25 protein-coding genes are annotated in these 24424 nt (G+C 68.2%); 14 read left to right on the top strand and 11 right to left on the bottom strand.

Going from position 1 to position 24424, the window contains the following annotated elements; all coding sequences use genetic code 11:
- Positions 1-115: 115 nt before the first annotated feature.
- Positions 116-1066 carry an alpha/beta fold hydrolase gene (locus ACIA5H_RS27460; RefSeq protein WP_397078257.1) on the top strand — a complete coding sequence of 317 codons (951 nt, stop codon included), beginning with the start codon at positions 116-118 and terminating at the stop codon, positions 1064-1066.
- 51 nt (positions 1067-1117) lie between these two features.
- Here ACIA5H_RS27460 and tsaA read toward each other — a convergent pair whose 3' ends face one another.
- The 8 genes from tsaA to mptB all read right to left on the bottom strand — a co-directional run bounded on the left by tsaA (position 1118) and on the right by mptB (position 9126).
- Positions 1118-1522 carry a tRNA (N6-threonylcarbamoyladenosine(37)-N6)-methyltransferase TrmO gene (tsaA, locus tag ACIA5H_RS27465; RefSeq protein ID WP_397078259.1) on the bottom strand — a complete coding sequence of 135 codons (405 nt, stop codon included), beginning with the start codon at positions 1520-1522 and terminating at the stop codon, positions 1118-1120.
- 97 nt (positions 1523-1619) lie between these two features.
- Positions 1620-2162: a YceI family protein gene (locus tag ACIA5H_RS27470; RefSeq protein ID WP_379251876.1), complete on the bottom strand. Its 543-nt coding sequence runs from the start codon at positions 2160-2162 to the stop codon at positions 1620-1622.
- 74 nt (positions 2163-2236) lie between these two features.
- Positions 2237-3154: an RNA polymerase sigma factor SigJ gene (gene sigJ / locus ACIA5H_RS27475; RefSeq protein ID WP_397078262.1), complete on the bottom strand. Its 918-nt coding sequence runs from the start codon at positions 3152-3154 to the stop codon at positions 2237-2239.
- Entirely contained in the window at positions 3151-4335 is a 1185-nt protein-coding gene (locus ACIA5H_RS27480; protein ID WP_397078264.1) for an NAD(P)/FAD-dependent oxidoreductase, read from the bottom strand. Before ACIA5H_RS27480 ends, sigJ begins: the two co-directional genes overlap by 4 nt.
- A 228-nt stretch (positions 4336-4563) precedes the next feature.
- Positions 4564-5538: a heme A synthase gene (locus tag ACIA5H_RS27485; RefSeq protein WP_397078266.1), complete on the bottom strand. Its 975-nt coding sequence runs from the start codon at positions 5536-5538 to the stop codon at positions 4564-4566.
- Positions 5539-5604: 66 nt separating this feature from the next.
- Positions 5605-6396, bottom strand: a complete 792-nt coding sequence (locus ACIA5H_RS27490) for an ABC transporter permease (protein ID WP_397078268.1) — start codon at positions 6394-6396, stop codon at positions 5605-5607.
- Entirely contained in the window at positions 6393-7325 is a 933-nt protein-coding gene (locus tag ACIA5H_RS27495) for an ABC transporter ATP-binding protein (RefSeq protein ID WP_397078270.1), read from the bottom strand. The genes ACIA5H_RS27490 and ACIA5H_RS27495 overlap by 4 nt, the downstream gene beginning before the upstream one ends.
- Positions 7326-7398: 73 nt before the next feature.
- On the bottom strand, positions 7399-9126 hold the full coding sequence (gene mptB / locus ACIA5H_RS27500) for a polyprenol phosphomannose-dependent alpha 1,6 mannosyltransferase MptB (RefSeq protein WP_379251870.1): 1728 nt from the start codon (positions 9124-9126) through the stop codon (positions 7399-7401).
- 449 nt (positions 9127-9575) lie between these two features.
- On the opposite strand from mptB, the gene ACIA5H_RS27505 reads away from it, so the two are divergent.
- From ACIA5H_RS27505 to ACIA5H_RS27555, 11 genes are all read left to right on the top strand, one after another.
- Positions 9576-10190, top strand: a complete 615-nt coding sequence (locus ACIA5H_RS27505; protein WP_397078272.1) for a hypothetical protein — start codon at positions 9576-9578, stop codon at positions 10188-10190.
- A 45-nt stretch (positions 10191-10235) separates the two neighbouring features.
- Positions 10236-10913, top strand: a complete 678-nt coding sequence (locus ACIA5H_RS27510) for a TetR/AcrR family transcriptional regulator (protein WP_397078274.1) — start codon at positions 10236-10238, stop codon at positions 10911-10913.
- 40 nt (positions 10914-10953) lie between these two features.
- Positions 10954-11973 (top strand): zinc-binding dehydrogenase, encoded by a 1020-nt coding sequence (locus ACIA5H_RS27515; protein WP_397078276.1) that lies wholly within the window; start codon positions 10954-10956, stop codon positions 11971-11973.
- A 296-nt stretch (positions 11974-12269) separates the two neighbouring features.
- On the top strand, positions 12270-13079 hold the full coding sequence (locus tag ACIA5H_RS27520) for a helix-turn-helix transcriptional regulator (RefSeq protein WP_379251866.1): 810 nt from the start codon (positions 12270-12272) through the stop codon (positions 13077-13079).
- Positions 13076-14512 (top strand): Fe-S cluster assembly protein SufB, encoded by a 1437-nt coding sequence (gene sufB / locus ACIA5H_RS27525; protein WP_067801810.1) that lies wholly within the window; start codon positions 13076-13078, stop codon positions 14510-14512. Before ACIA5H_RS27520 ends, sufB begins: the two co-directional genes overlap by 4 nt.
- Positions 14512-15690, top strand: coding sequence for a Fe-S cluster assembly protein SufD (gene sufD / locus ACIA5H_RS27530; protein ID WP_397078279.1), 1179 nt, complete (start codon positions 14512-14514; stop codon positions 15688-15690). Before sufB ends, sufD begins: the two co-directional genes overlap by 1 nt.
- A gap of 37 nt (positions 15691-15727) precedes the next feature.
- On the top strand, positions 15728-16504 hold the full coding sequence (gene sufC / locus ACIA5H_RS27535; RefSeq protein ID WP_355070834.1) for a Fe-S cluster assembly ATPase SufC: 777 nt from the start codon (positions 15728-15730) through the stop codon (positions 16502-16504).
- 1 nt (position 16505) lies between these two features.
- Positions 16506-17759 carry a cysteine desulfurase gene (locus tag ACIA5H_RS27540; RefSeq protein ID WP_356961837.1) on the top strand — a complete coding sequence of 418 codons (1254 nt, stop codon included), beginning with the start codon at positions 16506-16508 and terminating at the stop codon, positions 17757-17759.
- 3 nt (positions 17760-17762) lie between these two features.
- On the top strand, positions 17763-18230 hold the full coding sequence (gene sufU / locus ACIA5H_RS27545; protein WP_379251864.1) for a Fe-S cluster assembly sulfur transfer protein SufU: 468 nt from the start codon (positions 17763-17765) through the stop codon (positions 18228-18230).
- A gap of 82 nt (positions 18231-18312) precedes the next feature.
- Positions 18313-18651 carry a metal-sulfur cluster assembly factor gene (locus ACIA5H_RS27550; protein ID WP_355071057.1) on the top strand — a complete coding sequence of 113 codons (339 nt, stop codon included), beginning with the start codon at positions 18313-18315 and terminating at the stop codon, positions 18649-18651.
- 306 nt (positions 18652-18957) lie between these two features.
- Positions 18958-19386 carry a DUF4189 domain-containing protein gene (locus ACIA5H_RS27555; protein ID WP_355070838.1) on the top strand — a complete coding sequence of 143 codons (429 nt, stop codon included), beginning with the start codon at positions 18958-18960 and terminating at the stop codon, positions 19384-19386.
- A 1-nt stretch (position 19387) separates the two neighbouring features.
- On the opposite strand, the gene ACIA5H_RS27560 is transcribed toward ACIA5H_RS27555, so the two are convergent.
- From ACIA5H_RS27560 to ACIA5H_RS27570, 3 genes are read right to left on the bottom strand one after another with little or no spacing between them, the layout of a single operon-like run.
- Positions 19388-20050 (bottom strand): methionine ABC transporter permease, encoded by a 663-nt coding sequence (locus tag ACIA5H_RS27560; RefSeq protein WP_195042705.1) that lies wholly within the window; start codon positions 20048-20050, stop codon positions 19388-19390.
- A gap of 11 nt (positions 20051-20061) precedes the next feature.
- The gene (locus ACIA5H_RS27565) at positions 20062-21078 is read right to left on the bottom strand and encodes a methionine ABC transporter ATP-binding protein (RefSeq protein ID WP_364431212.1); all 1017 of its coding nucleotides are present in this window, start codon (positions 21076-21078) and stop codon (positions 20062-20064) included.
- Entirely contained in the window at positions 21075-21947 is an 873-nt protein-coding gene (locus tag ACIA5H_RS27570; RefSeq protein ID WP_379251860.1) for a MetQ/NlpA family ABC transporter substrate-binding protein, read from the bottom strand. Before ACIA5H_RS27570 ends, ACIA5H_RS27565 begins: the two co-directional genes overlap by 4 nt.
- A 130-nt stretch (positions 21948-22077) precedes the next feature.
- On the opposite strand from ACIA5H_RS27570, the gene ACIA5H_RS27575 reads away from it, so the two are divergent.
- Both ACIA5H_RS27575 and ACIA5H_RS27580 read left to right on the top strand, forming a co-directional pair.
- Positions 22078-22944: a MetQ/NlpA family ABC transporter substrate-binding protein gene (locus tag ACIA5H_RS27575; RefSeq protein WP_397078284.1), complete on the top strand. Its 867-nt coding sequence runs from the start codon at positions 22078-22080 to the stop codon at positions 22942-22944.
- Positions 22945-23092: 148 nt separating this feature from the next.
- Positions 23093-24424, top strand: coding sequence for an NAD(P)/FAD-dependent oxidoreductase (locus tag ACIA5H_RS27580; RefSeq protein WP_397078286.1), 1332 nt, complete (start codon positions 23093-23095; stop codon positions 24422-24424).

Below are 24424 nucleotides of genomic sequence, written 5' to 3' on the forward strand. Positions count from 1 at the left end.
CGCGGCGTCACAAAACGGCGGGCACCCGCGTCTAGTGGATGGAACAGCTGGGTCCGCTCGACCCATTCCGGTACGGCTCGCGAAACGGCGTGAGCATCGAAGCGAAGGAGTGCGAATGTCGGTCGTCAGATCTCCGCGTCAGCGGTTTCGATGGTGGCAGGTGCTCGTAATAGTGCCGGCTCTGCTGGTGGTGAACATGGCGGCGCCGGCCGGGGCCGAACCGAGCGGAGCCCGAACGCCCGATTCGACGTTTCTCGCGGAGGGGCAGTACGTCGAGACCGCGACGGCACGTTTCCACTACCGGAAAGCGGGCGAAGGACCGCCGCTCATTCTCCTGCCAGGCGGCTCGCTGTGGTCCTATACCTATCGCGACATCATTCCGGCTCTCGCCACCGCGCACACCGTGTATGCCGTCGACCTGCCCGGCAGCGGGTACACCACGCCGCACGATGCCGACTTCGGATACGACGTGGGGGCCATGTCGGACGCGTTGCGGCAGTTCATGTCCGCGGTCGGGGTTACCCGCGCGTCCGTCGTCGCGCACTCGCTGAACGGTTCGGTCGCAGTCGATTTCGCCGCACGGCATCCCGAACAGGTCGATCGTCTGGTCCTCATCGCGCCGCTCGTGTTGGACACCGACCTCAACATGAACATGCGGCTGATGCGCCAACCCGGTGCGGGCGAGCTCGCCGCCTCCGTCATGACCGAGGAGATCTACGTGGCGGGCCTGCGCGGGGCCTACGCGCACCCGGAGATTCTCACCGATGAGCTGGCGGACACGTATTGGACTCCGCTCAGCCGCACGGAGAACCGGACCGCGATGTGGAAGCAGCCACGCACTCTCGATCTGGTCGTAGTACAGCGAGAATCGAGCGCGATCGAAGCCGACACGCTGATCCTGTGGGGCGAGAACGACCATGTCGTCGACCCGTCACAGGCTCGGCCGCTCGCTCAGCTGATCCCCCACTCGACACTGCGGATCATTCCGGGCGCCGGACACAATGTCCATGAGGACGATCCCGCTGCGGTCGCGCTCGAACTGACCGGATTCCTCGGACCGCGCTAGCTCACACCCGTGCCGGGCCGGTGGCGGCCCGGCACGGCTCGTCCACAGCGGTCAACGGTCCTCGGTGAGAACAGGTTTGAGATCGAGGACCGGCGTGCCGTGCACAGCTTCGAGGTTGCGGACGTGGATGCGGGTTCCGGTGACGGCCAGGACATGGACGCTGTGCAGACCGATCGGATTGGGCCGATGCGGTGCGCGGGTGACGAAGACGCCGGTGGTCGCGCGAGTCGCGTCACCACGCGGGTGGATGGTGAGTGTTTCGCGGTCGGCACGATCGAGCCAGGTCAATACCAAGATGTCCATGCCTGCGGCGAGTCCGTCGAGGGCGGGGGCATATCGGTCATCGATGACCAGCCAGGCCGGCGGGGCTCCTTCATCGGGTTGGCGGGGAGCGGTGGCGGGGTCGGTCAGCACGGATTCGACGTGCCCGATCGGGCGCAGCGTGTAATCGGTCATGATGTCCTTGCCGTTCTCGCAGGTGGTTCGAGCCCGTTGCCCTCGGGCGTCGAATCACCCAAGAGCGACGGGCTCGGCTTTCAGAATATTGCCGATATCAGGACTGCCGGATCACCGCGAGGTCGAACTCCAGCGTCACCTTCGGGGCGACCATGCCCGCGGCCGCCTTCCAGTGCACCCCCCAGTCCTTGCGGTTGATCGTGGTTGCGCCGGTGAAGCCGACTCGGAGGGCGCCGTTCGGGTCGTTCCGCACGCTGGCCGGTTCGAAGTCGACGGTCACCGGCTTGGTGACACCGCGGATGGTCAGGTCGCCGGTGACCTGGACTGTGGTCTCGTCGACGCGCGCCACCCTGGTCAGGGCGAAGGTGATCGTCGGATGGTCATCGGCGCCGAGGAACTTTCTGCCCAGCAGGTCGTCGCGCCGCCGGTTGCGTGTGTCGATGCTCGCGGCCTGGATCCGCAGGCGGCCGCTGGACTTCGAGGGGTCGCCGAAGTGCAGATGCGCGCTGCCGTCGAATTCCCCGAAATTTCCGCGCACCCGGGTGGCCATGGCGTGCCGGGCGATGAAGCCGATTCGTGTGCGGGCGGTATCGATGACGAAGTCGCCGGTCAGGTCGGCGAGTTCGATGGTGGTTGACATGGTCGGTCACTCCTGGCGAGGTCGGATGGTTCGGGCGAGCCGGCCGCTCGAAGCGTGGTGCGGTAACGCGGGTCTCACGCCCGGTCGGGATCGCGGGTGACGGTGCGCGCGATGGCGAGGGCGGCGAGTTTGTCGGGGTTACGGATGCCGTAGCCGTTGACGATCACGTCGTCGACGATGTCCAGCACGAGAACGGCCTCCAGATGGTCGCCGGTGTAGATGGCGACCGCGGGCTCGCTGTTGCAGTTCACCGGCTCGATCCGCATGCCGGGCCTGCGGTGCACTGCTTGCAGCAGGTTCAGCAGAATCGTGGCAACTTGCTCGGCGCCGGTCATCACCAACTGGCGTACCGCGGTGATCTTGCCGCCGCTGTCGGTGGTCCAAGTGACATTCGGCGCGAGCATCGACAGCAGGCCCGCCAGGTCACCGGTGGTCGCCGCCGTCATGAATTTCTCGGTGAGCTCGGCGATGCGGGCGCTGTCGTAAGGCCCGAACCGGTTGCGTCGCGACCGGACGTATTCGCGGGCGCGGTAGGCCATTTGACGCACCGCCGCCGTGGATTTGCCGACCGATGCGGCGATATCGTCGTAACCGAAGGCGAATACTTCGCGCAGCACGAACACCGCGCGTTCATCCGGGGTGAGCGATTCCAGCAGCACGAGCATCCCCATCGAAACCGACTCGGCGAGAACCAGATCACCCGCGGCATCGTGCTCGGTGAGCAGCAGCGGCTCGGGCAACCATGGTCCGATGTATTCCTCGCGGCGGCGAGCGCTGAGCCGCAGCGCGCTGAGCGCCTGCCGGGTCACCACCTGCGCGAGATACGATTTGGTGTCCCGCACCGTCGCAAGGTCCACCTGGGCCCACCGCAGGTAGCTGTCCTGCAGCACGTCGTCGGATTCGGTCGCCGAGCCGAGGATTTCGTAGGCGATCGTGAACAGCAACGGCCGCAACAGGGTGAACCGCTCGGCATGCTCATCGGTAGTGCTCACGAGTTGGCCGCCATCTCCGAATCGGACACCGGGAGCCGCCTGCCGCCCTTGACCCAGAACAGCGAGCCGGGCTTGCGGGCTTCCCATCGAATTCCCCACAGCGTCCACTTGGTAGCCGTCTCCTTGATCGGCGCGCCGATGCGGCCGGAGATATGGGCGTTCATGGGTGTGTCGTCCTTGTGCGCGAGCTGCACGATGCCCGCGCGGCGGCCGAGGCTGACGTTGGATCCGAGGAACGCCATGTCCAGTGCCGCGGGCGCAGTGCCTGCGATGCGGGCCAGCACCGTGTCGGCGGCATGAGCGCCGAGCGGCCCGGCGGCTTGGCAGCTCATGCGCAGCGGCTGGTTCGACGGGGCGGCGGCGTCCCCGGCCGCGACGATACGGTTGTCGTCGACGCTGGTCAGGGTCTCGTCGGTGAGGAGCCGCCCGAGAGCGTCGGTGTGCAGGCCGCTGCGTGTGGCCAGCTCCGGCACACCGAACCCGGCGGTCCAGATGGTGACCGCGCTCGGCGCCACGCAGCCGTCGGACAAGACGATCGACTCCTGCAGGACCTCGGCCACCCGCACATTCTCGAGCACCTCGACGCTGTTGCGGGCCATCCACCGGGCCACCACCCGTCGCGCCCGCTCCGAGAAACTCGGAGCCAATCGATCGCCGCATATCAGTCTGACGGCGCGCCCCTGTTCGGCCAGTTCGGCCGCTGTTTCGATCCCGGTGAGCCCGCCACCGACCACGGTGATCGGGGCCTGCGTCGGCAGCTCTTCGATGGCGGCCCGCAGGCGGTGAGCGTGCTCCAGTTCCGCTATGGGGTAGGCGAATTCGACCGCTCCTGGCACTGCGGTGGGCGGGGCCGCGGTGCTGCCGACCGCGTAGACGACATAGTCGTAGTCCAGTGCGCGGCCCGATGCCAGCTCTACGGTCCGCGAGGCGGTATCGATGCGGGTGGCGTCATCGACGACGAGGCGCACACCGTCGCCGAGCAGCGGGCCGTAGTCCGCCTCGGCCTCTCCGGTACCGGCTACGAATTGATGCAGCCGCAGTCGTTGGACGAAGGTCGGGCGAGAGTTGACCACGGTGATCTCGACGTCGTCGCGCTGCCGCAGGCGATTGGCTGCCACGGTGCCCGCATAGCCGCCGCCGATGACCACGACCTTGAAGCTGGTGCTGTTGTGCTCCGTCATGCCCACGAGACGCTGCCGACCACCGAGAAATAACAGTAGGTGATGCAGTTCACTGACCGGTCAGGCCTGCCGGCGAACTCACCGCCCGCAGTCGCGGTTGTGGTGCGGCGTCCAGCGTGTGGCCCGTCCCGCCGGAGGACCCGCGGAGTGGGCGCCGCCCGAGGTCACCGGCCCCCGAATCACCCCGGCTCGCTCCCCGCTGGACGATCACAGTTCGCGCAGTTTTCGTCAGGCGGCCTGTGCCGCGGGGTCCGGCTTCGGGGCGACGACCCGTTCCCGGGTGCGCAGCGAAGCCCACAATGCGGCGGTGGCGGCGGTGCACGCCGCGGCCCCGCCCACGTGCACGACGACCAGCGCCGCAGGGACGTCGGTGAAGTACTGCACGATGCCGACCGAACCCTGTGCGCACACCAGTCCCAGCAGCACGAAGAGGCGGGTGCGCACGGCGGGTGTGATACCGACCGCGAACAAACCGAAGGCCAAGCCGATCAGCAGAGCGAGGTAGCCGACGAGCAGTTGCGAGTGCAGATGCACCAGGGTGACGATCTCCACCTGCAACCGCTCTACGGGACGTTCGATGCTCTTGTCGCCCGCGTGCGGGCCTGCGGCGGTCACCAGGGTGCCCGCGACCAGGACCGCCGCGAGCGCGACCCCCGCCAGCGCGGTCAGCCAGCGCAGCGGCGCGGGAGCCTGCACGGTGTCGATGCCGTCGTCGGGTTCACCGATCTTCGCGTACAGCACCACCGCGAGCCACACCATCACCATGGACGCGAGCAGGTGCGTCGACACGGTCCACCACAGCAGTCCGGTGCGCACCGTGATGCCGCCGATGACCGCCTGCACGACGGTGCCACCGGGCATCAGCCACGCGTACACCAGCACCTCGCGGCGGCGGCGCGCCCGGGTCACGGCCAGCACGATCGCCGCCGCGCACAGCGTGACCACGAAAGTGAGCAGCCGGTTGGAGAACTCGACCGCCTGGTGGATGGCCGGGACCTCCGACACCGCGACCGGCGTGAAACTACCGGGGAAGCACTGCGGCCAGGTCGGGCAGCCCAGCCCGGACGCGGTGACGCGCACGACCGCGCCGGTCACCGAAATGCCCGCCTGGGAGAGGATGACCGCGAGCGCGATCAGGCGCTGCACCCGCGAGGAGGGCAGCGGCAGCTTGTCGACGAGTCGCAAGAACGCGCGATACAGCACGTCGAAAATGGTAGCCGGGCCGGATCCGGCGGTTTCATCCGGTCTACTACATTTCGTCGTTGAAGCTCAGTGGAAGCGGAACAGGCGGGTGGCGGCGACGCCCGACACCGCGCCCCACACCGCGAGCACGGCGATCCCGAACCAGTCGACGCTGGTGTGCATCGCGCTCTCCAGCGCTTCCGCCAACGCCCCCGAGGGCACCAGCCGGGCGAGCACGCTCACCACCGTGGGCAGGTCGTCGGAGGCGAACACGATGCTGGCGACGCCGAGCATGACGAACCACAGGATGTTCGCCAGCGCGAGCACCACCTCGGCCTTGAGAGTGCCGCCCAGCAGCAGGCCCATCGCCGCGAACGTCGCGGTGCCGAGCGCGATCACCGCCGCGCCAAGCAGCAACCCGAGCGGTTCCGGCCGCCAGCCCAGCGCGAAGCCGATGAGGCCGAGCAGCACGGCTTGCAGCACGACCACGATGAGCACGGCCGCGCACTTGCCCGCGATGACGCCCCAGCGCGGCAGCGCCGTCGCGCCGAGCCGCTTGAGCGCGCCGTAGCGGCGGTCGAAGCCGACCGCGATGGCCTGACCGGTGAACGCGGTGGACATGATGGCCACCATCATCACCGCGGGCACGATCTTGTCCACCCGGTCCGCGCCGAGGTCGCCGAACGGCAACAGGCTCAGGCCGACCAGCAGGGTGATCGGGATGAACATGGTCAGCAGCAGTTGTTCGCCGTTGCGCAGCAACAGGATCAGTTCGAGCCTGGTCTGCGCGAGCAGCATCGCGGCGCGGGTGCTCGGACGCGGGGCGGGAGCGAAAGTGCCCGGCGCGAAACGGTTGGCGGTCCGGTCGTGCTCGCTCATCCGCGCAGGTCCCGTCCGGTCAGTTCGAGGAAGACGTCCTCGAGGCGGCGCTGGTCGATCCGGATGTCGGTGGCCAGCACGTCCATCCGCGCGCACCACGCGGTGACGGTGGCGAGCACTTGCGGATTGATCTCGCCCTCCACCAGATAGGTGCCCGGCGTGGTCTCCCGGGGCGCGAAGCCTTCGGGCAGGGCGTTGGCCAGCAGTTCCAGGTTCAGTTTGGGCGGCGCGCAGAAGCGCAGCTGCCCGGCCGCGCCGTGGGCGGTGACCTCGGCCGGGGTGCCGGAGGCGACGATGCGGCCGTGGTCGATGATCACCAGTTGGTCGGCGAGCTGCTCGGCCTCGTCCATCATGTGCGTGGTCAGCACGACGGTCACCCCGTCGCGGCGCAGGGCATCGATCAGCTCCCAGACGATCAACCGGGCCTGAGCGTCCAGCCCCGCGGTTGGCTCGTCGAGGAAGACGATTTCCGGCTTGCCCACCAGTGCGCAGGCGAGAGCGAGCCGTTGCTGTTGTCCGCCGGAGAGGCGGCGGTAGGGGGTCCGGCGGTTGTCCTGGAGACCGAGCGTGCGCAGCAGCCAGTCGGGGTCGAGCGGGTCCGCGGAGTAGGCGGCCACCAAATCGAGCATCTCGCCCGCCCGCGCACCGGGATACGCGCCGCCGCCCTGCAACATAACGCCGATGCGGGGGCGCAGTCGTTCGGAATCGGCCACCGGGTCCAAGCCGAGCACGCGCACCGTGCCCGCGTCCGGCGCGGCGAATCCCTCGCACATCTCCACCGTCGTGGTCTTGCCCGCGCCGTTCGGGCCGAGCAGCGCGAGCACCCGCGCCGGTTCCACCTCGAACGTCAGGCCGTCCACGGCCGTGATGTCGCCGTAACGCTTGACGACGCCGTCCACGCTGACAGCAGGCCCGGAAGCTGTCGTCACGACGCCGCCTCGCCGACGCTCGATTCCGGCGCACCCGGTGATGCTGTGTAGATGGCTCCCTCGCCACGCTCGGTCACGATGTCACACCGTAAGAGGTGGGCACCTGTGACGGAGCCGACACCCCCGTCTGCCCGCGCCAGGGCAGCGAATTGCGCGTGATCACGATGAACAGCACCCCGACGATCACGGTGGCGATCGCGGCGCCCACGATCTGGAACACCTCGAGATCGGCGCCGCGCGGCATCAGGATCACGCTCACGATCGCCGAGAACGCCACCGCCGGAACGCGGAACACCGGCCTGGTCGCCCACGCGGCCATCGGGACGATCGCCCACAGCAGATACCAGGGCTGCACCACCGGGAACAGCAGCACGATCGCGCCGAGCGCCACGCCGAGCGCGCCGACCGGATGCAGCCGCCCGGTGCCGGTGGCGACCAGCATGCGCACCGTGAAGAAGGCCGCGACCAGCGCCGCGATCGGCCGGGTGATGCTCAGCAGCGCGGTGGTGTGATCACCGAGCCCCAGCAGCACGCCGCCGAATCCGGTGATGATGCCCAGCACCGTGGGCAGCGACATCCAGCTGCGCACCACGCTCGCGGTGTTCAGCGTGTAGATCCAGCCGAATCCGAGCCCGCTCACCGAACTGATGAAAAGCGTTGTGCCGATGGCTATCGCGCCGAGCATGGCGGCCGCGATGGCCACCGTCCGCAGTGAGGCCCCCCACCTGCGAGCCAGTGCCATGCCGACGAAACCGAGTGCGATGATCGAGGTGAACTTGATCGATGACGACAGCGTGATGATGACCGCGCCGCCGATCAGCCGCGCATAGGCGCGGCCGTCGAACGGGTGGGTGTCCTCGATGGCGCGCAGGCAGAACTCCAGGCCCGCCAGCATCAGGCCGAGCATCAGCGCGTCGTTGTGCACGCCGCCGACCAGATGGAACAGCACGAGCGGGTTGGCCGCGCCGAGCCACAGCGCGCTGACCGGCGCGACGCCGCAGCGCACCGAGAGCCGGGGCAGTGCCCAGACGATCAACGCGACGCCGCCGAGCGCGAGGATCCGGTGCACCCACACGCCCGCGATGATGTTGTCCCCGGTGAGTTCGGCGATGCCGCGGCCGATCCAAAGGAACAGCGGGCCATAGGGCGCGGGGGTGTCACGCCAGATGGTCGGGACGTTGTTGGTGAGGACGTTGTCGATCCCGAGCCCCGCGACCGGGCCTTCCTCGTAGGGGTCGATGCCGCGCGCGGCGATCTCGCTCTGCGCCAGATAGGAGTAGACGTCGTTGCTGAACAGCGGGGGAGCGACGCTGAGCGGGATCAGCCACAGCAGCAGCGTGCGATCGAGTTGCGAGCGGGTCAGCCGGTGCAGTGGTGAGCCGCCGATACCGCCCACCGCGAACCGGCCCAGCAGCAGCCAGGCCAGCACCACGACGACGGTGCCGGTCATGCACATGGCCAGCGATCCGGTGTGGGCGCGGGCGAAGATGCCGAGCACCCGGACGCCGGACGTGGGGTTCTGGTGCACCGGCTGCGCGCCGATGCCCAGCGCGCTGATCGCCATCAGCACCGTGCCGGTCGCGCCCATCAGGCGGATCCGGTCGAGCTGCGCCAGCTCCTTGCGGTCGAGACCGGGCACCTCCGACTCGTCGCGATGCAGCACCGCGATCGTGTGATCGGCCGCGGGCACGTCGAGTCCGAGTGCCCGGCGCCCGAACGCCAGTGTCCTGCGCCGCGCGCCCTCCAGTACCGCCACGCCACGAAGCCTAGTGGGTGTGCCCGCGACCTCGTCCGAGGTCATCCAGGGAGCGAAGCGACCATCGGCGTTCGCCCACCACCCCGTCGCGCGCCCTAATTCTCGGCGCTACGCGCTGGCACCCATAGTTCGACCGGAGATGGGCTTGCCGTTGTATATTCCGCCAGAACAATATCCAGGAGTGCCCACCGCTCCCGCCACGGCATGACCACCGCCGGCTCGGCACATGGATTCGGTTTTCAGGAGCATGCCGCGCTGATGCTGAAGGCGGGATGTGATCGGTGCGGTCGTCGGCTCGTCACCAACCTCGGACCGGCCCGCCACTGTCCCGTATCTCCGATGGGAGTCTGTGCCGTCAGTCGAACTGACGCAGCCGGGCCGCGAACTGTGTCATCACATCGGAGTTCCATCTCAGGGTGACGCCTCGCGGGAGAGCATGTCGAGGTCGTCGGTAGAGCGCGCTCGGATAGGCACCGGGTAAATACGATCGGACGGTGACAGATGAGACGAACCAGCAGCACATGGTCAGTCGGCGGTCGGTCGTGATCGGATCCGCGGTGGCTGCCGCAGGCGTCGGAATCGGGGCCGCAGCGGCGAAGGTGGGCGATACGGACGACGTGACCGCCGAAGATTCGTTCACTGTGGTCGACAATCGCGGCAAGCAACGGTTCCTGCTGGCAACGGCGAAGCCACCCATCATCCTCGGAGGTAAGACGTATCCGCCACAGATGCGGCAAGGGCCTGATGCCTCGTATCTGCTGTTCAACGACGAGAATGGCGACGAAAAGGGTGGCATCACCGCCTCCAGCCTCGGGGCGCAGATCGCGTTGGACTACCCCAACGGGGATGCGATCCACCTGGGGGCCAATTGGGAGGACGCGCCTGCCGGTGCTGCACTGACCATGAAGCACATAGGTGATCCCAACACGCCGCTCGAGGAAGCGACTCATGCGATGGGTCTGCGACTGTTCGCTGACACCGAGAACGGAACGGGGCTGACACTGTGCGATCCGCAGGGACGGCCGCGGATTCAGTTGCGCGTGGCCATGGACGGCACGCCATCGATCGCAATCCTCGATGAACAAGGCGCAATCGTGAAGCAGCTGTAGATCGTTCCGCCCGGACCGGCGGCGCTCACACGGCACAATCGACGCATGGTTTCGGAGTCCAGGCGGCGGATCGAGGTGGCCGCCTCCGGGCTGCTGGCGCGGCACGGGTATCACGGGTTCGGTCTGAAGGCGTTGAGCGAGGCGGCCGAACTGCCGTACGGCTCGATCTACCACCACTTTCCGGGGGGCAAGGAGGAGATCGCGGTCGCGGCGATCACCGGGACCGGCGTGCTGACCGGCCGGATGATCCGGCAGGCGCCGACCGACGTGTTCGCCACCTTGGCCACGCTGTTCGAATTCATGGTGGGCAAGCTCGCGGATTCGGAATGGACCGACGGGTGCCCGATCGGGACGCCCGCGCTGGACGGCGGCAGCGACGTGGCGGCGGTGCGCTCGGCCTGTGTGCGCGCCTTCGACACGATGGAGCAGGCGTTCGCCGGGCTGCTCGCCGAACTCGGCCTCAGCGGGGAGGACGCGGCCGAACTCGCCGCCACTGTGGTCGCCGCCTACGAGGGCGCCACCATCCTGGCCCGGATCCGCCAGACGGACGCACCGCTGCGCACGGTCGCGAAGTCGATGGAGCGGCTGATCCGGGCGACCTTCGCGGCGGCGGGAATCGGTGGCGCGGTATTGACGGCGGAAGGTTCGGACGAAATCGAAGCCGATGCGGCGTTGCCCGGAAATTTTCCGGAAATGCGCGCTGAGGAGGGAGATTCGAAGTGAGGCCGTTGACTAGAAAGAACGTTCTAGCGACACTCGGACGATGAAGCGACTGATGCTGACCGGCCCCGGTGCGATGCGCTGGGAAGACCACCCCGAACCCGTCCTCGGCGGACCCGATCAGGCGCTCGTTCGGCCGGTCGCGCTGGCCACCTGCGACATCGATCCGGCCGTGCTGCGCGGCGCTTTCCCGCTACCCGGGCCGTATCCCTTCGGGCACGAGGGAGTCGCCGAAGTGGTCGAGGTGGGGCCGGAGGTCCGCGACGTCGCGGTGGGCGACCTCGTGGTGGTGCCGTTCCAGATCTCGTGCGGCGCCTGCCGGGCGTGCGCGCGCGGCCGGACCGGGAACTGCACCAGCCATCCGCGGCTGTCCACCTTCGGTCTCGGCGCCATGGGCGGGCTGGACTGGGGCGGGCTGTGGGCCGACCTCGCGCTCGTACCGCACGCCGACGCCATGTTGGTCCGCCTGCCGTCCGGTGTCGACCCGGTCGCGGTGGCCAGCGCCAGCGACAACATCCCGGACGCCTACCGCTCGGTCGGCCCCCAGCTGGCCGCCGATCCCGCTGCCGAAGTACTGGTGATCGGGGGCCCCGCCGCGCCGTCGATCGGCCTGTACGCCGCCGGGCTCGCGGTCGCGCTCGGCTCTGCCCGTGTGGTCTATCTCGACGACTCCGACCAGCGGCTCGAGATCGCGAAATCGCTCGGCGCCGAGGCGATCGAAGGCCCGCGCGACGCCCGGGTGGGACGGTTCCCGATCGTGGTCGAGGCGGCCGGCGGGGCGAAGTCGCTGCGCGCGGCGATCGATGCGGCGGCTTACGACGGCTGGTGCACGAGCGTCAGCGTGCAGTCGCAGGATGTCGCCCTGCCGATCCTGGACATGTACACCCGCTGCTGCACCTTCCACACGGGTCGCGCGCACGTCCGCCCGGTCATTCCCGAGGTGCTCGATCTCGTCGCCGCGGGTCGTTTCGATCCCTCGCTGGTCACCACGGTCACGGTTGAGTGGGACGAGGCGGTGGACGCGCTGCTGGAAACGCCGATGAAACTGGTCGCCGTGCGCTGAGCGCCTGTGACGAATCGCACTGCATGCCCTGTCCCCGACGCCGATAGGAGGGCTGTCCGCTCGGCGCTCGACGCCCGGAGTCGTGCGGACGCGGCTCGCCTGGTTCCGAGCGGCGTTTTCTCTGCGCAGGTCAGCCGGGAAAGTTGTGCTGCGACCCGGCATCGCGTCGGGTGGACACCTGTCCGGCACGGCGGCATGGGGCCCTCCGCCGTGCCGGAATCGCCGCAGGTCGACGGGGCCGCTGACTCAGGGCACCCTTATTAGCTTTCGGGAACGAATTCCGCCACACTGATGTTGTGAAAACCGTGGGTTTGCGGAGGGACGACGAAGGAGCCGGTCGCAAGGCCGACGCCGGGTCGGTTGCTGCGCCCGCGACGGTCGGCGGCGAAGGGCATACCCGAGCGGCCATCGTCCAGCTGCTGCTGGAGGAAGGACCGATCACCGCCACCGCCATCGGGAACCGGCTCGGCCTGGCCCCGGCGGGCGTGCGCAGGCACTTGGACGCGCTGATCGATTCGGGTCAGGCGCGGGCCGGTCGATCGGCGCCCTGGCAGCAGAAAGGCCGGGGCCGCCCGGCCAAGCAGTACCAGCTCACCGCGGCCGGACGCGGCAAACTCGGCCACGCCTACGACGATCTGGCCGGAGCCGCCATCCGGCAGCTCGGAGAGATCGGCGGCGAACAGGCCATCACCGAGTTCGCCCGCAAACGAGCACGCACTATCGTGGCCGGGATCGAACCGGTCGGTGAGCACACCACGGAACAGACCACGGCCAAGGCCGAGGAGATCGCCGAGGCGTTCACCGACGCCGGGTTCGCCGCCACCACCCGCAAGGTGGGCACCGGCGTGCAGATCTGCCAGCACCACTGCCCCGTGGCGCACGTCGCCGAGGAGTTCCCGCAGCTGTGCGCGGCGGAGCTCGAGGCGTTCCGTGAGCTGCTCGGCACCCATGTGCAGCGGCTGGCCACGATCGCCAACGGCGATTGCGCGTGCACTACGCACGTGCCGCTGCTCGTCCTGCCCGCAGGCCGGACCGAAACTTCAGCACCAACCGCTGCACAGCCCGCAGCGGTACGAACGAACGACTCCGGAAGGAGTGCCGAATGACGACGACCACCGACCAGGTGCAACCGCTCACCCAGGAAGAGGCGATCGCCTCCCTGGGCAAATACGGTTACGGCTGGGCCGATTCGGATGTGGCCGGCGCCAGCGCGCAACGAGGTCTGTCCGAGGCGGTTGTCCGCGACATCTCGGCGAAGAAGAACGAGCCGGAATGGATGCTCGAACAGCGGCTGAAGGCGCTACGCATCTTCGATCGCAAGCCCATGCCGATCTGGGGCTCCAACCTCGACGGCATCGACTTCGACAACATCAAGTACTTCGTGCGCTCGACCGAGAAGCAGGCCGCGTCCTGGGACGAGCTGCCCGAGGACATCAAGAACACCTACGACAAGCTGGGCATCCCCGAAGCGGAGAAGCAGCGGCTGGTCGCCGGTGTCGCCGCGCAGTACGAGTCCGAGGTCGTGTACCACCAGATCCGCGAGGACCTGGAGGCCCAGGGCGTGATCTTCCTGGACACCGACACCGGTCTGAAAGAGCACCCGGAGATCTTCCAGCAGTACTTCGGCTCGGTGATCCCCGCGGGCGACAACAAATTCTCCGCGCTGAACACGGCCGTGTGGTCGGGCGGCTCGTTCATCTACGTGCCGCCGGGCGTGCACGTCGACATCCCGCTGCAGGCCTACTTCCGGATCAATACCGAGAACATGGGCCAGTTCGAGCGCACCCTGATCATCGTCGACGAGGGCGCCTACGTGCACTACGTCGAGGGCTGCACCGCGCCGATCTACAAGTCGGACTCGCTGCACTCCGCGGTGGTGGAGATCATCGTGAAGAAGGGCGGCCGCTGCCGCTACACCACCATCCAGAACTGGTCGAACAACGTCTACAACCTGGTCACCAAGCGGGCCAAGGCCGAGGCGGGCGCGACCATGGAGTGGATCGACGGCAACATCGGTTCCAAGGTCACCATGAAGTACCCGGCGGTCTGGATGACCGGCGAGTACGCCAAGGGCGAAGTGCTGTCGGTGGCGTTCGCCGGCGAGGGCCAGCACCAGGACACCGGTGCGAAGATGCTGCACCTCGCGCCGCACACCTCCTCGACCATCGTGTCGAAGTCGGTGGCGCGCGGCGGCGGCCGGGCCTCCTACCGCGGCCTGGTGCAGGTGAACAAGGGCGCCCACGGCTCGAAGTCGACGGTGAAGTGCGACGCGCTGCTGGTCGACACGATCAGCCGCTCCGACACCTACCCCTACGTCGACATCCGCGAGGACGACGTGACCATGGGTCACGAGGCGACCGTCTCGAAGGTCTCCGAGGACCAGCTGTTCTACCTGATGAGCCGCGGCCTCACCGAGGACGAGGCGATGGCCATGGTGGTGCGCGGCTTCGTCGAGCCGATCGCCAAGGAACTGCCCATGGAATACGCGCTCGAGCTGAACCGCCTGATCGAACTGCAGATGGAAGGAGCCGTCGGCTGATGGCCGTGGAGAACGTAGCCGAAGCCGCCGAGGCTCGTACCCCTGCGATCAACAAGGGCGAGGTCTTCACGTCGTTCGACGTGAACGCCTTCGAAGTGCCTTCCGCCAAGGACGAGGCGTGGCGGTTCACCCCGCTGCGCCGTCTGCGTGGACTGCAGGACGGCACCGCGGTCCGGGACGGCCGCACGGGTGTCGAGGTCGCGGCGGCCGAGGGCGTCACGGTGGAGACGGTCGAACGCTCCGACGCCCGCCTCGGCGAGGCCGGCGTGCCGTCCGACCGCGTTGCCGCGCAGGCGTACTCGGGCTTCGAGCAGGCCACCGTCGTGACGGTCGGCAAGGAGGTCGAGGTCGCCGAACCGGTGACGGTCACGATCACCGGGCCCGGCGAGGGCAGGACCGCCTACGGGCACCTGCAGATCCGGCTGCAGCACTTCGCCAAGGCCACCGTGGTCATCGACCAACGCGGCAGCGGAACCTACGCGGAGAACGTGGAATTCGTGCTCGGCGACTCCGCCAAGCTGACCGTGGTGGCCGTGCAGGACTGGGCCGACGACGCGGTGCACGCCACCGCCCACCACGCGAAGCTCGGCCGCGACGCCACGCTGCGGCACACCTCGGTCACCCTGGGCGGTGATCTGGTGCGGCTCACCGGCAACGTCCGCTACGACGGCCCCGGCGGCGACGCCGAACTGCTCGGCCTCTACTTCGCCGACGCGGGCCAGCACTTCGAGCAGCGTCTGCTCGTCGACCACGCCGTGCCGAACTGCAAGTCGAATGTGCTGTACAAGGGCGCGCTGCAAGGCGACCCGCACTCGCCCAAGGGCGACGCCCGCACCGTGTGGGTCGGCGACGTGCTCATCCGCGCCGCCGCCGAGGGCACCGACACCTTCGAGGTGAACCGCAACCTCGTGCTCACCGACGGCGCGCGGGCGGACTCGGTGCCGAACCTGGAGATCGAGACCGGCGAGATCGTCGGCGCCGGACACGCGTCCGCGACCGGCAGGTTCGACGACGAGCAGCTGTTCTACCTGCGCGCCCGCGGCATCCCGGAGGACGCCGCCCGCCGCCTGGTGGTGCGCGGTTTCTTCCACGAGATCATCCAGAAGATCGCGGTGCCCGAGGTCCGGGAGCGGCTGGAGGCGGCCATCGAGGCCGAACTCGCCGCCATCGGCGCCTGATCAACGACCCCATACCTGGCAAAGGAATTCGAATTCGATGACCACCCTGGAAATCAAGGACCTGCATGTCGAGGTCGCGAACCCCGACGAGTCCGGCGAGCCCATCAAGATCCTCAAGGGCGTGAACCTCACGGTGAAGTCCGGTGAGACGCACGCCATCATGGGCCCGAACGGCTCCGGCAAGTCGACGCTGTCCTACGCGATCGCCGGTCACCCGAAGTACACGGTGACCTCCGGCTCGATCACGCTCGACGGCGAGGACGTGCTGGCGATGTCGGTGGACGAGCGCGCCCGTGCGGGCCTGTTCCTCGCCATGCAGTACCCGGTCGAGGTTCCCGGCGTCTCGATGTCGAACTTCCTGCGCACCGCCGCCACCGCCGTGCGCGGCGAGGCCCCCAAGCTGCGGCACTGGGTCAAGGAGGTGAAGGAGTCGATGAGCGAACTGGAGATCGACGCCGCCTTCGCCGAGCGCAGCGTGAACGAGGGCTTCTCCGGCGGCGAGAAGAAGCGCCACGAGATCCTCCAGCTCGGCCTGCTCAAGCCGAAGATCGCGATTTTGGACGAGACCGACTCGGGTCTGGACGTCGACGCGCTGCGCATCGTCTCCGAGGGCGTCAACCGCTATAAGGAGCGCGAGAACGGCGGCATCCTGCTGATCACGCACTACACCCGCATCCTGCGCTACATCCAGCCGGAGTTCGTGCACGTCTTCGTCGGCGGCCGCATCGTCGCCGAGGGCGGCGCCGAGCTCGCCGAGGAACTCGACGCCAACGGCTACGTTCGTTTCACTCAGACCGCCACCGCTGGAGCTTGATATGACCGCTACGGTCCGCACCCTCGACGTCGCCCGTATCCGGGCCGACTTCCCGATCCTGAACCGCACGGTCCGGGACGGGAAACCGTTGGTGTACCTGGACTCCGGCGCGACCGCGCAGCGGCCGATCGAGGTGCTCGAAGCCGAACGCGACTTCCTGATCACCAGCAACTCGGCGGTGCACCGCGGCGCGCACCAGCTGGCCGAGGAGGCGACCGACGCCTACGAGGGCGCGCGGGCCGACATCGCGCGGTTCGTCGGGGTGGACGCGGGCGAGATCGTGTTCACCAAGAACGCCACCGAGTCGCTGAACCTGGTGACCTACGCCTTCGCCGACGACCGGTTCCCGCACCACGTGGGCCCTGGCGACGAGATCGTGATCACCGAGTTGGAACACCACGCGAATCTGGTGCCCTGGCAGGAGCTGGCCCGCCGCACCGGCGCCACGCTGAAGTGGTACGGCGTGACCGACGAAGGCCGGATCGACCTGGATTCGCTGGAACTGTCGCCCGCCACCAAGGTGGTCGCGTTCACCCACCAGTCCAACGTCACCGGCGCGGTCGCTCCGGTCGAGGAGCTGGTCCGCCGGGCGAAGGCGGTGGGCGCGCTGGTCGTGCTCGACGCCTGCCAGTCGGTGCCGCACATGCCGGTCGACTTCCGCGCGCTCGGTGTGGATTTCGCCGCGTTCTCCGGGCACAAGATGCTCGGCCCCTCCGGTGTCGGCGTGCTCTTCGCTCGCCGCTCGCTGCTGGAGGAGATGCCGCCGTTCATCACCGGCGGGTCCATGATCGAGACGGTCTTCATGGACCACAGCACCTACGCGCCGCCGCCGCAGCGCTTCGAGGCGGGCGTGCCGATGACCTCCCAGGTGGTCGGATTGGGCGCGGCCGTGCGGTATCTGGAAGAGATCGGCATGGACGCCGTCGCCGCGCACGAGCACACGCTGGTCGGCGCGGCGCTGGACGGGCTGGCCGGGATCGACGGCGTGCGGATCATCGGGCCTGCCGAGAACATCGATCGTGGCGGCGCGGTGTCGTTCGTGGTGGACGGCATCCACGCCCATGACGTCGGGCAGATCCTGGACGACGAGGGCGTGGCCATCCGGGTGGGCCATCACTGCGCGTGGCCGCTGCACCGGCGTTTCGGCGTCGCCGCGACCGCACGCGCCTCGTTCGCGGTCTACAACACGCTCGCCGAGGTGGACGCGCTGGTCGCCGCGGTGCGGAAGGCCCAGAGCTTCTTCGGGGTTGCATAAGTCATGCGCATGGAGCAGATGTACCAGGAAGTGATTCTGGATCACTACAAGCACCCGCACCATCGGGGGCTGCGCGAGCCGTTCGGGGCCGAGGTGCACCACGTGAACCCGACCTGCGGCGACGAGGTGACCCTGCGCGTGCAGCTCGACGACAACGGCGATGTCACCGACGTCTCCTACGACGGCCAGGGTTGCTCGATCAGCCAGGCGGCCACCTCGATCCTCACCGATCAGGTGATCGGGCTCCCGGTGCAGCAGGCGCTGAAGGTGGTCGACTCCTACAGTGAGATGATCTCCAGCCGCGGCACCATCGAGGGCGACGAGGACGTGATCGGCGACGGCGTCGCCTTGGCAGGCGTCTCGAAATACCCAGCGCGGGTGAAGTGCGCGTTGCTCGGGTGGATGGCGTTCAAGGACGCCGTCCTCAGGATCGGCCCCGAGCAGCCCGCGCCGGCCGCGGAAGAGAACTGAACCGTCCGATGGAAAACGGGGAAGCGTCATGAGTGACACACCGGCCACCGAGCAGGCCGAACAGGCCGCACCGGCCGCCGATTTGCCCGAGCTGTCCGCCGAGGACATCAAGCTGCTCGAGGACATCGAAGAGGCGATGCGTGACGTCGTCGACCCGGAACTCGGCATCAACGTCGTCGACCTCGGCTTGGTCTACGGATTGCGCGTCGAGGAGGACAGCACCGCGGTCCTGGATATGACGCTGACTTCGGCGGCCTGCCCGCTGACCGACGTCATCGAGGACCAGTCCCGCAACGCGCTGGTGCGCAGCGGCCTGGTGGAGGACTTGAAGATCAACTGGGTCTGGATGCCGCCGTGGGGTCCGGACAAGATCACCGAGGACGGCCGCGAACAGTTGCGCGCCCTCGGCTTCACGGTGTGATTCTCCGCAACTGACGCAGCCGCCGGTAGCGCCTGAACAAGGCGCCCGGCGGCTGAGTCGTATCCGCCGCATGCGCCTTCCCCGCGGAGCGCTCGGGGACGATCATCGACGCGTTCCGACCTGAGCGCGCACGGCCGAATCGACCGGCGCTCCGCTCTCGGCGAAGACGGACGCTCGAAAAAGGGGTTCGTCGCGCGGGTCGATCCAGCGCACCCGCCGATGGTGGGAAGTGCCCATTTCGACAAAAGCGCACGGGCCGAATGAAGATTTGAGCTTCGAGTCGTTCGGAACGGGGAGGATCCTCACATGTCGGTGCCGCACAAGGCTGCCCTCGGGCTCGCGGCGGTCTCCGCCGCCACCTGCGCCGTGGTCGGCGCTCCCGCGGGTGCGGCGCATGCGGCGACCTACTATGGCGCGCTGGCGCTTTCACCCAGCACCGGCGCGGTGACATCGGCGGTGGACTATGCGAGCGCGGCCGCCGCCGATGCCGCGGCACGCGCCCAATGCGGTGTCACCGATTGCCAGACGGTCGTGCAGTTCTGGAACGCCTGCGGGTCTGTCGTCCGCGGCGCCGACGGCAAGCACGGATGGGCGTGGGGACCCACCCGCGCCGAAGCCGAACGCCGGGCCATCGATGTCCTCGGTCCCAGCGCCCCGCCGTTCCCGAGTCTCGGCAGCGCGATTCCCCGGCCCGCGAGCGTGCGCTTGACGGCGTGCACCTCGACCGCCGGGTAGCTCAGCGGCGCAGGACTTTTCGCGCCAGCCAGTTGCCGAAGAACTGGATGCCCTGTACGCCCGCGATGATGATCAGCGTCGCGACGAGCGTGACCTGCCAGTCGAAGCGCTGATAGCCGTAGACGAGGGCGAAATCGCCGAGACCGCCGCCGCCGACGGTGCCCGCCATCGCGGACATGTCCACGATGGCGATCACCACGAAGGTGTAACCCAGGATGAGCGGCCCGAGCGCCTCGGGGATCAGCAGCGTCAGGATGATGCGCAGCGGTCCCGCGCCCACCGCGCGCGCCGCCTCGATCACGCCGGGATCGACGGTCACCAGGTTCTGTTCCACGATGCGCGCGATGCCGAACGACGCCGCGACGATCATGACGAACGCCGCCGCCTCGGTGCCGATCGTGGTACCCACCACCTCCAGCGTCACCGGGCCGAGCGCGGCGAGCAGGATGATGAACGGGATCGGGCGCACCACGTTGACGAGCACGTTGAGCAGCAGGTTGATCGGCGCGTTCGCCAGCAAACCGCCCTTGCGGGTGGTGTAGAGCGCGGTGCCGAGCAGCAACCCGATGAAGCCGCCGACCACGAACGTGAGCGCCACCAGATAGAGCGTGGTGCCGATCGCTTCGTTCAGCACCGGCCGGAGTTTGTCCCAATCGGTATGCATGGCAACTCCTTTCAGGCCGACCGGCGCTCGAGTTCGGCGACCACCTTGTCGACGGCGTCGTCGGGGCCGTGCAGCGCCAGGGTGAGACTGCCGAAGGTCTTCTCCTGCAGGCTGCTCACCCCGCCGTAGACCACCTCGAACCTGACCTCGGCGTGCGCCGCGGCGGCCAGCGCCGCGCCGATGCCGCGCTCGTCGTCCACGTCGACGGTGACCAAACGGCCCCCATGGCGACCGGCGAGGCGGCGCAGTTCCTTCTCGGAGGGGCGGTTGTGCAGGACGGTCTCGACGAAGGAGCGGGTGGGGGCCGCCTGCGGCGTGGCGAACACCTCGAAGGTGTCGGCGAGTTCCACGATGCGTCCTTCGGCGAGCACCGCGACCCGGTCGGCCACCGCGCGGATCACGTCCATCTCGTGGGTGATGACCACGATGGTGACGCCCAGTTCGCGATTGATCTTGCGCAGCAGCCGCAGCACCTCACCGGTCGTCTCCGGGTCCAGTGCCGAGGTGGACTCGTCGGCCAGCAGCAAGGACGGCGACGTGGCCAGCGCCCTGGCGATGCCCACCCGTTGCTTCTGGCCGCCCGACAGCTGATCGGGGTAACTGCGGGCCTTGTCGGACAACCCGACGAACTCCAGCAGTTCGGCTACTCGCGCCTTGCGTTCGGCGCGCTTCCAGCCCGCGACCTTCAGCGGATATTCGACGTTTCCCGCGGCCGTGCGGGAGCGGAAGAGATTGAATTGCTGGAACACCATTCCGATGTCGCGCCGCAGCCGCCGCACTTGGCGCTCCGGCACGCCGGTGATGGGTGTGCCGGAGATCTCGACCGTGCCGCTCGTCGGCTTCTCCAGCGCGTTGATCAGCCGCACCAGCGTGCTCTTGCCCGCGCCGGAATACCCGATCACGCCGAAGATCTCGCCTTGCTCGATGCGCAGGTCGATGTTGTCGAGCGCCACATTGCGCTGCGCGCCCTTCCCGAAAACCTTGGTGACCGAACGGAACTCGACGGCGGGAACGGCGGTGTCGCTCACTTGCCGTCGCGGATGGTCTGCTGCACCCGCTGCAGGATCTGCTCGAGTTCCTGGCCGCTGCGCCGCACCTCGACGGCGGTCCCCTTGGTCACCTCGTCGTGCGCCTTCTGCACCTCCGGGTCGTGCCACAGCTCGGCGAGCTGCAGATAGACCGGATTGTTCTTGTCCTCGGCGCGGGTGACCAGCGCGTTGATGTACGGCTCCGCGGCGGGATTCTTCGGATCGTCCTTGTACAGCGCCGAATGCGGATCGATGCCGGAACGCTCCAGGAAGGTGTTGTTGATGATCGATCCGTCGACCGAGGCCAGCGACAGCGCGGTCTGCGCGGCGTCGACGGGGGTGACGCGCACTTTGGACGCGCCCTTGTCGATGTCGGCAGGGGTCGGCGCCTTGGTGTCGGACGACAGTTTCAGCAGCCCGGCGGCTTGCAGCACGAACAGTGCCCGTGCCTGATTGGTGGGGTCGTTCGGGATCGCGATCTCCGCGCCCTGCGGAATGTCGGCCGGCGACTTGTGCTTCTTCGAGTAGAGACCGAGCGGGACGATGTAGGTGGAACCGATCGGCGTCAGGGTGTCGTTGTTCGCGACGTTGTAGGCGCCCAGGAATTGCAGATGCTGGAAGAGATTGATGTCGATCTGTTTCTGCGACAGCGCGAGATTCGGTTGCTTGTAGTCGGAGAAGTTGGTGATCCGCAGCGTGATGCCCTTGTCTTTGGCGCGCTGCTCGAAGACGTCCCAGGAGTGATCCTTGTCGGTGGTGCCGATGCGCACTACCTTGTCCGAGGAAGCGTCGTCACCGCCGCAGCCGGTCAGGGTCAAGGCCGCGGTCGCTACCAGGACCGGGATCGCCAGTACCCGATGGAATTTCACTCGTGCTCCCGATTGCTCGTCGCGATATGACCCGGTAATCCAAGCGACGGGGCGCAGCGGGCGACAACGGTTTCGATTGTGGTGAGCGAAACCCTCCGCACGAACTGAACGAGCGTCTAATTTGCTGATAATGCGCTCGCGTCTCCGGCTGTTGCTGATCCCGCTCGTGTCCGTATTGGCCGTCGCCGCGGTCGGCTGCGGTGGTGAAGATCGATCCGACGCGGTCCACATCGGGGTCAACGATCTGTCGCTGCCGCACTGGGAGGTCTACCGCAAGAAGGCGGCGGAGCAGGGCATCACGGTGGAGTTCACCAATTTCACCGACTACAACCAGCCGAATCCGGCCCTGGCGCAGGGGCGCATCGATCTCAACAAGTTCCAGCACGTGCGGTACCTGGCCAATTACAACGTCCGCAACAACGACACGCTGGTGCCGATCGGCGCGACCGAGATCTTCCCGCTGACGCTGTACTCGCGCAAGCACAAGTCGGTGGCCGACATTCCGAAGGGCGGCGAGATCACCCTGAGCAACAACCCGGCCAACCAGGTGCGGCCCCTGCTCGGCCTCGCCGCAGCCGGGCTCATCGTGCTGAAGGGCGGCGCGAGCTGGGACTCCAAGATCGAGGACGTCGACCCGGTCGCCTCCCGGGTGAAGCTCACGCCCATCGATCCGACCCTGACCGCCCAGTCGCTCGGCAGCGTGGACGCCGCCTTCGTCGACGACACCTTCGCCCGCCCCGCCGGACTGACATCCAACGAGGTGATCTACACCGACGACCCCGAACGTCCGGAACTGAAGCAGTACATCAACGTCTTCGCCGCCCGCGCCGCCGACAAGGACAACCCGACGCTGCTGAAACTCGCGCAGCTCTATCACGACCCAGAGGTCGAGGCCGCGGTTCGCGCGGAAACCGGGTACCAGGGCATCTTCAAAACCAACAGCCCGGCCGATCTCCAGGCGACGCTCGCCGAACTGGAGGCTCGGTTCCGGAGGTAGGGAACCTGCCCCGCGCCCGCTCGGCCTGCCGAACCCCGAATCGGTCCGGCCGATGGGCCGGTCGGCGGAGCCACGGGCGACCGGTAGCGCGGTTTCGGATGTGCCTGAGCGGGAATCGCGTCGGGGAGCTGACACCGAGGAGGTCTCCGTGCCGGATGGGAACACTGCGAGCCCGCAGCGGGTCGTGATCGTCGGGAGCGGGTTCGCGGGGTTCACCTGCGCCCAGAAGCTCTGCCGCATCGTGGCCAAGGCGAACCGCGACATCGAAATCGTGCTCGTCACGCCCAACGACTACATGCTCTATACGCCGCTGCTGCCGGACGTGGCCGGTGGCCTGATCGACCCTCGGTTCGTCGCCATCTCACTGGCGGATTCGCTGCCGCGGGTCCGGTTGGTGGTGGCGAACGCTAGGTCGGTCGATCTGCGGAACAAGACGATCACGGTGGAAGACGAGCATCATCCGCCGCGGCAGCTGTCATGGGATCGGCTGGTGCTCACGCCCGGGTCGGTCACCCGCCTGTTCGACATACCGGGTCTGGCCGAGCACGCGCGCGGGCTCAAGACCGTCGCCGAAGCGCTGTACCTGCGCGAGCAGCTGCTGCGCCAGCTCGAACTCGCCGACGACGAGGAGGACCCCGAGGTGCGGCGCGCGCGCCGCACGGTGGTGGTCGTGGGGGCGTCCTACGCGGGCACCGAGCTCGTGGCGCAGTTGCGCGCCCTCGCCGACGCCTACGCCGCGCGCCGTGGGTTCGACCCCGCCGAAGTGCGTTTCCTTCTGCTCGACACGGCGCCGAGGGTGATGCCCGAGGTCGGCGAGCGGCTCAGTGACAAGGTGCTGAAGGTGCTGCGCAAACGCGGCATCGAGATCCGGCTGGAGACCTCGCTGACGAAACTCGACGAGAACTCGGTCGTGCTCACCGACGGCACGGTGGTGCCCACCCGCACGGTGGCCTGGGTGACGGGTGTGACCGGCGCACCGGTGCTCGGCACGCTCGGCCTGCCGCTGGAGAAGGGCCGCTTGGTTGTCGACGCGAATCTGAACGTGCCCGGCCACCCGGACGTCTTCGCGGGCGGCGACGCGGCGGCGGTGCCCGACCTCACCAAGCCGGGCCGGATCACTCCGCCCACCGCGCAGCACGCTACGCGACAGGGCAAGACGCTGGCCAGGAACGTCGCGGCGAGCCTGGGCATCGGCACGGCCGCCGACTACAAGCACCGCGACCTGGGTCTGGTCGTCGACCTCGGGCCGCGCTTCGCGGTCGCCAACCCGATGGGCATCCGCCTGTCCGGCCTGCCCGCCAAGGCGGTGACCCGCGCTTACCACACGTTCGCCGTGCCGCGAGCGGTCAACCGCTGGGCGATCACGGTCTCCTACCTGACCATCGCGGTCACACCCCGCCCCCTTGCCCTGCTGGGGCTGGTCAGTCACGAGGAAGCCAGCTTCGGCGCCAGCGAGGGGATTTCCGCGAAATCAGGGTGA

Origin of the sequence: Nocardia sp. NPDC051900 (genome assembly GCF_044452545.1) — a bacterium.
GTDB classification, from domain to species: domain Bacteria; phylum Actinomycetota; class Actinomycetes; order Mycobacteriales; family Mycobacteriaceae; genus Nocardia; species Nocardia sichangensis.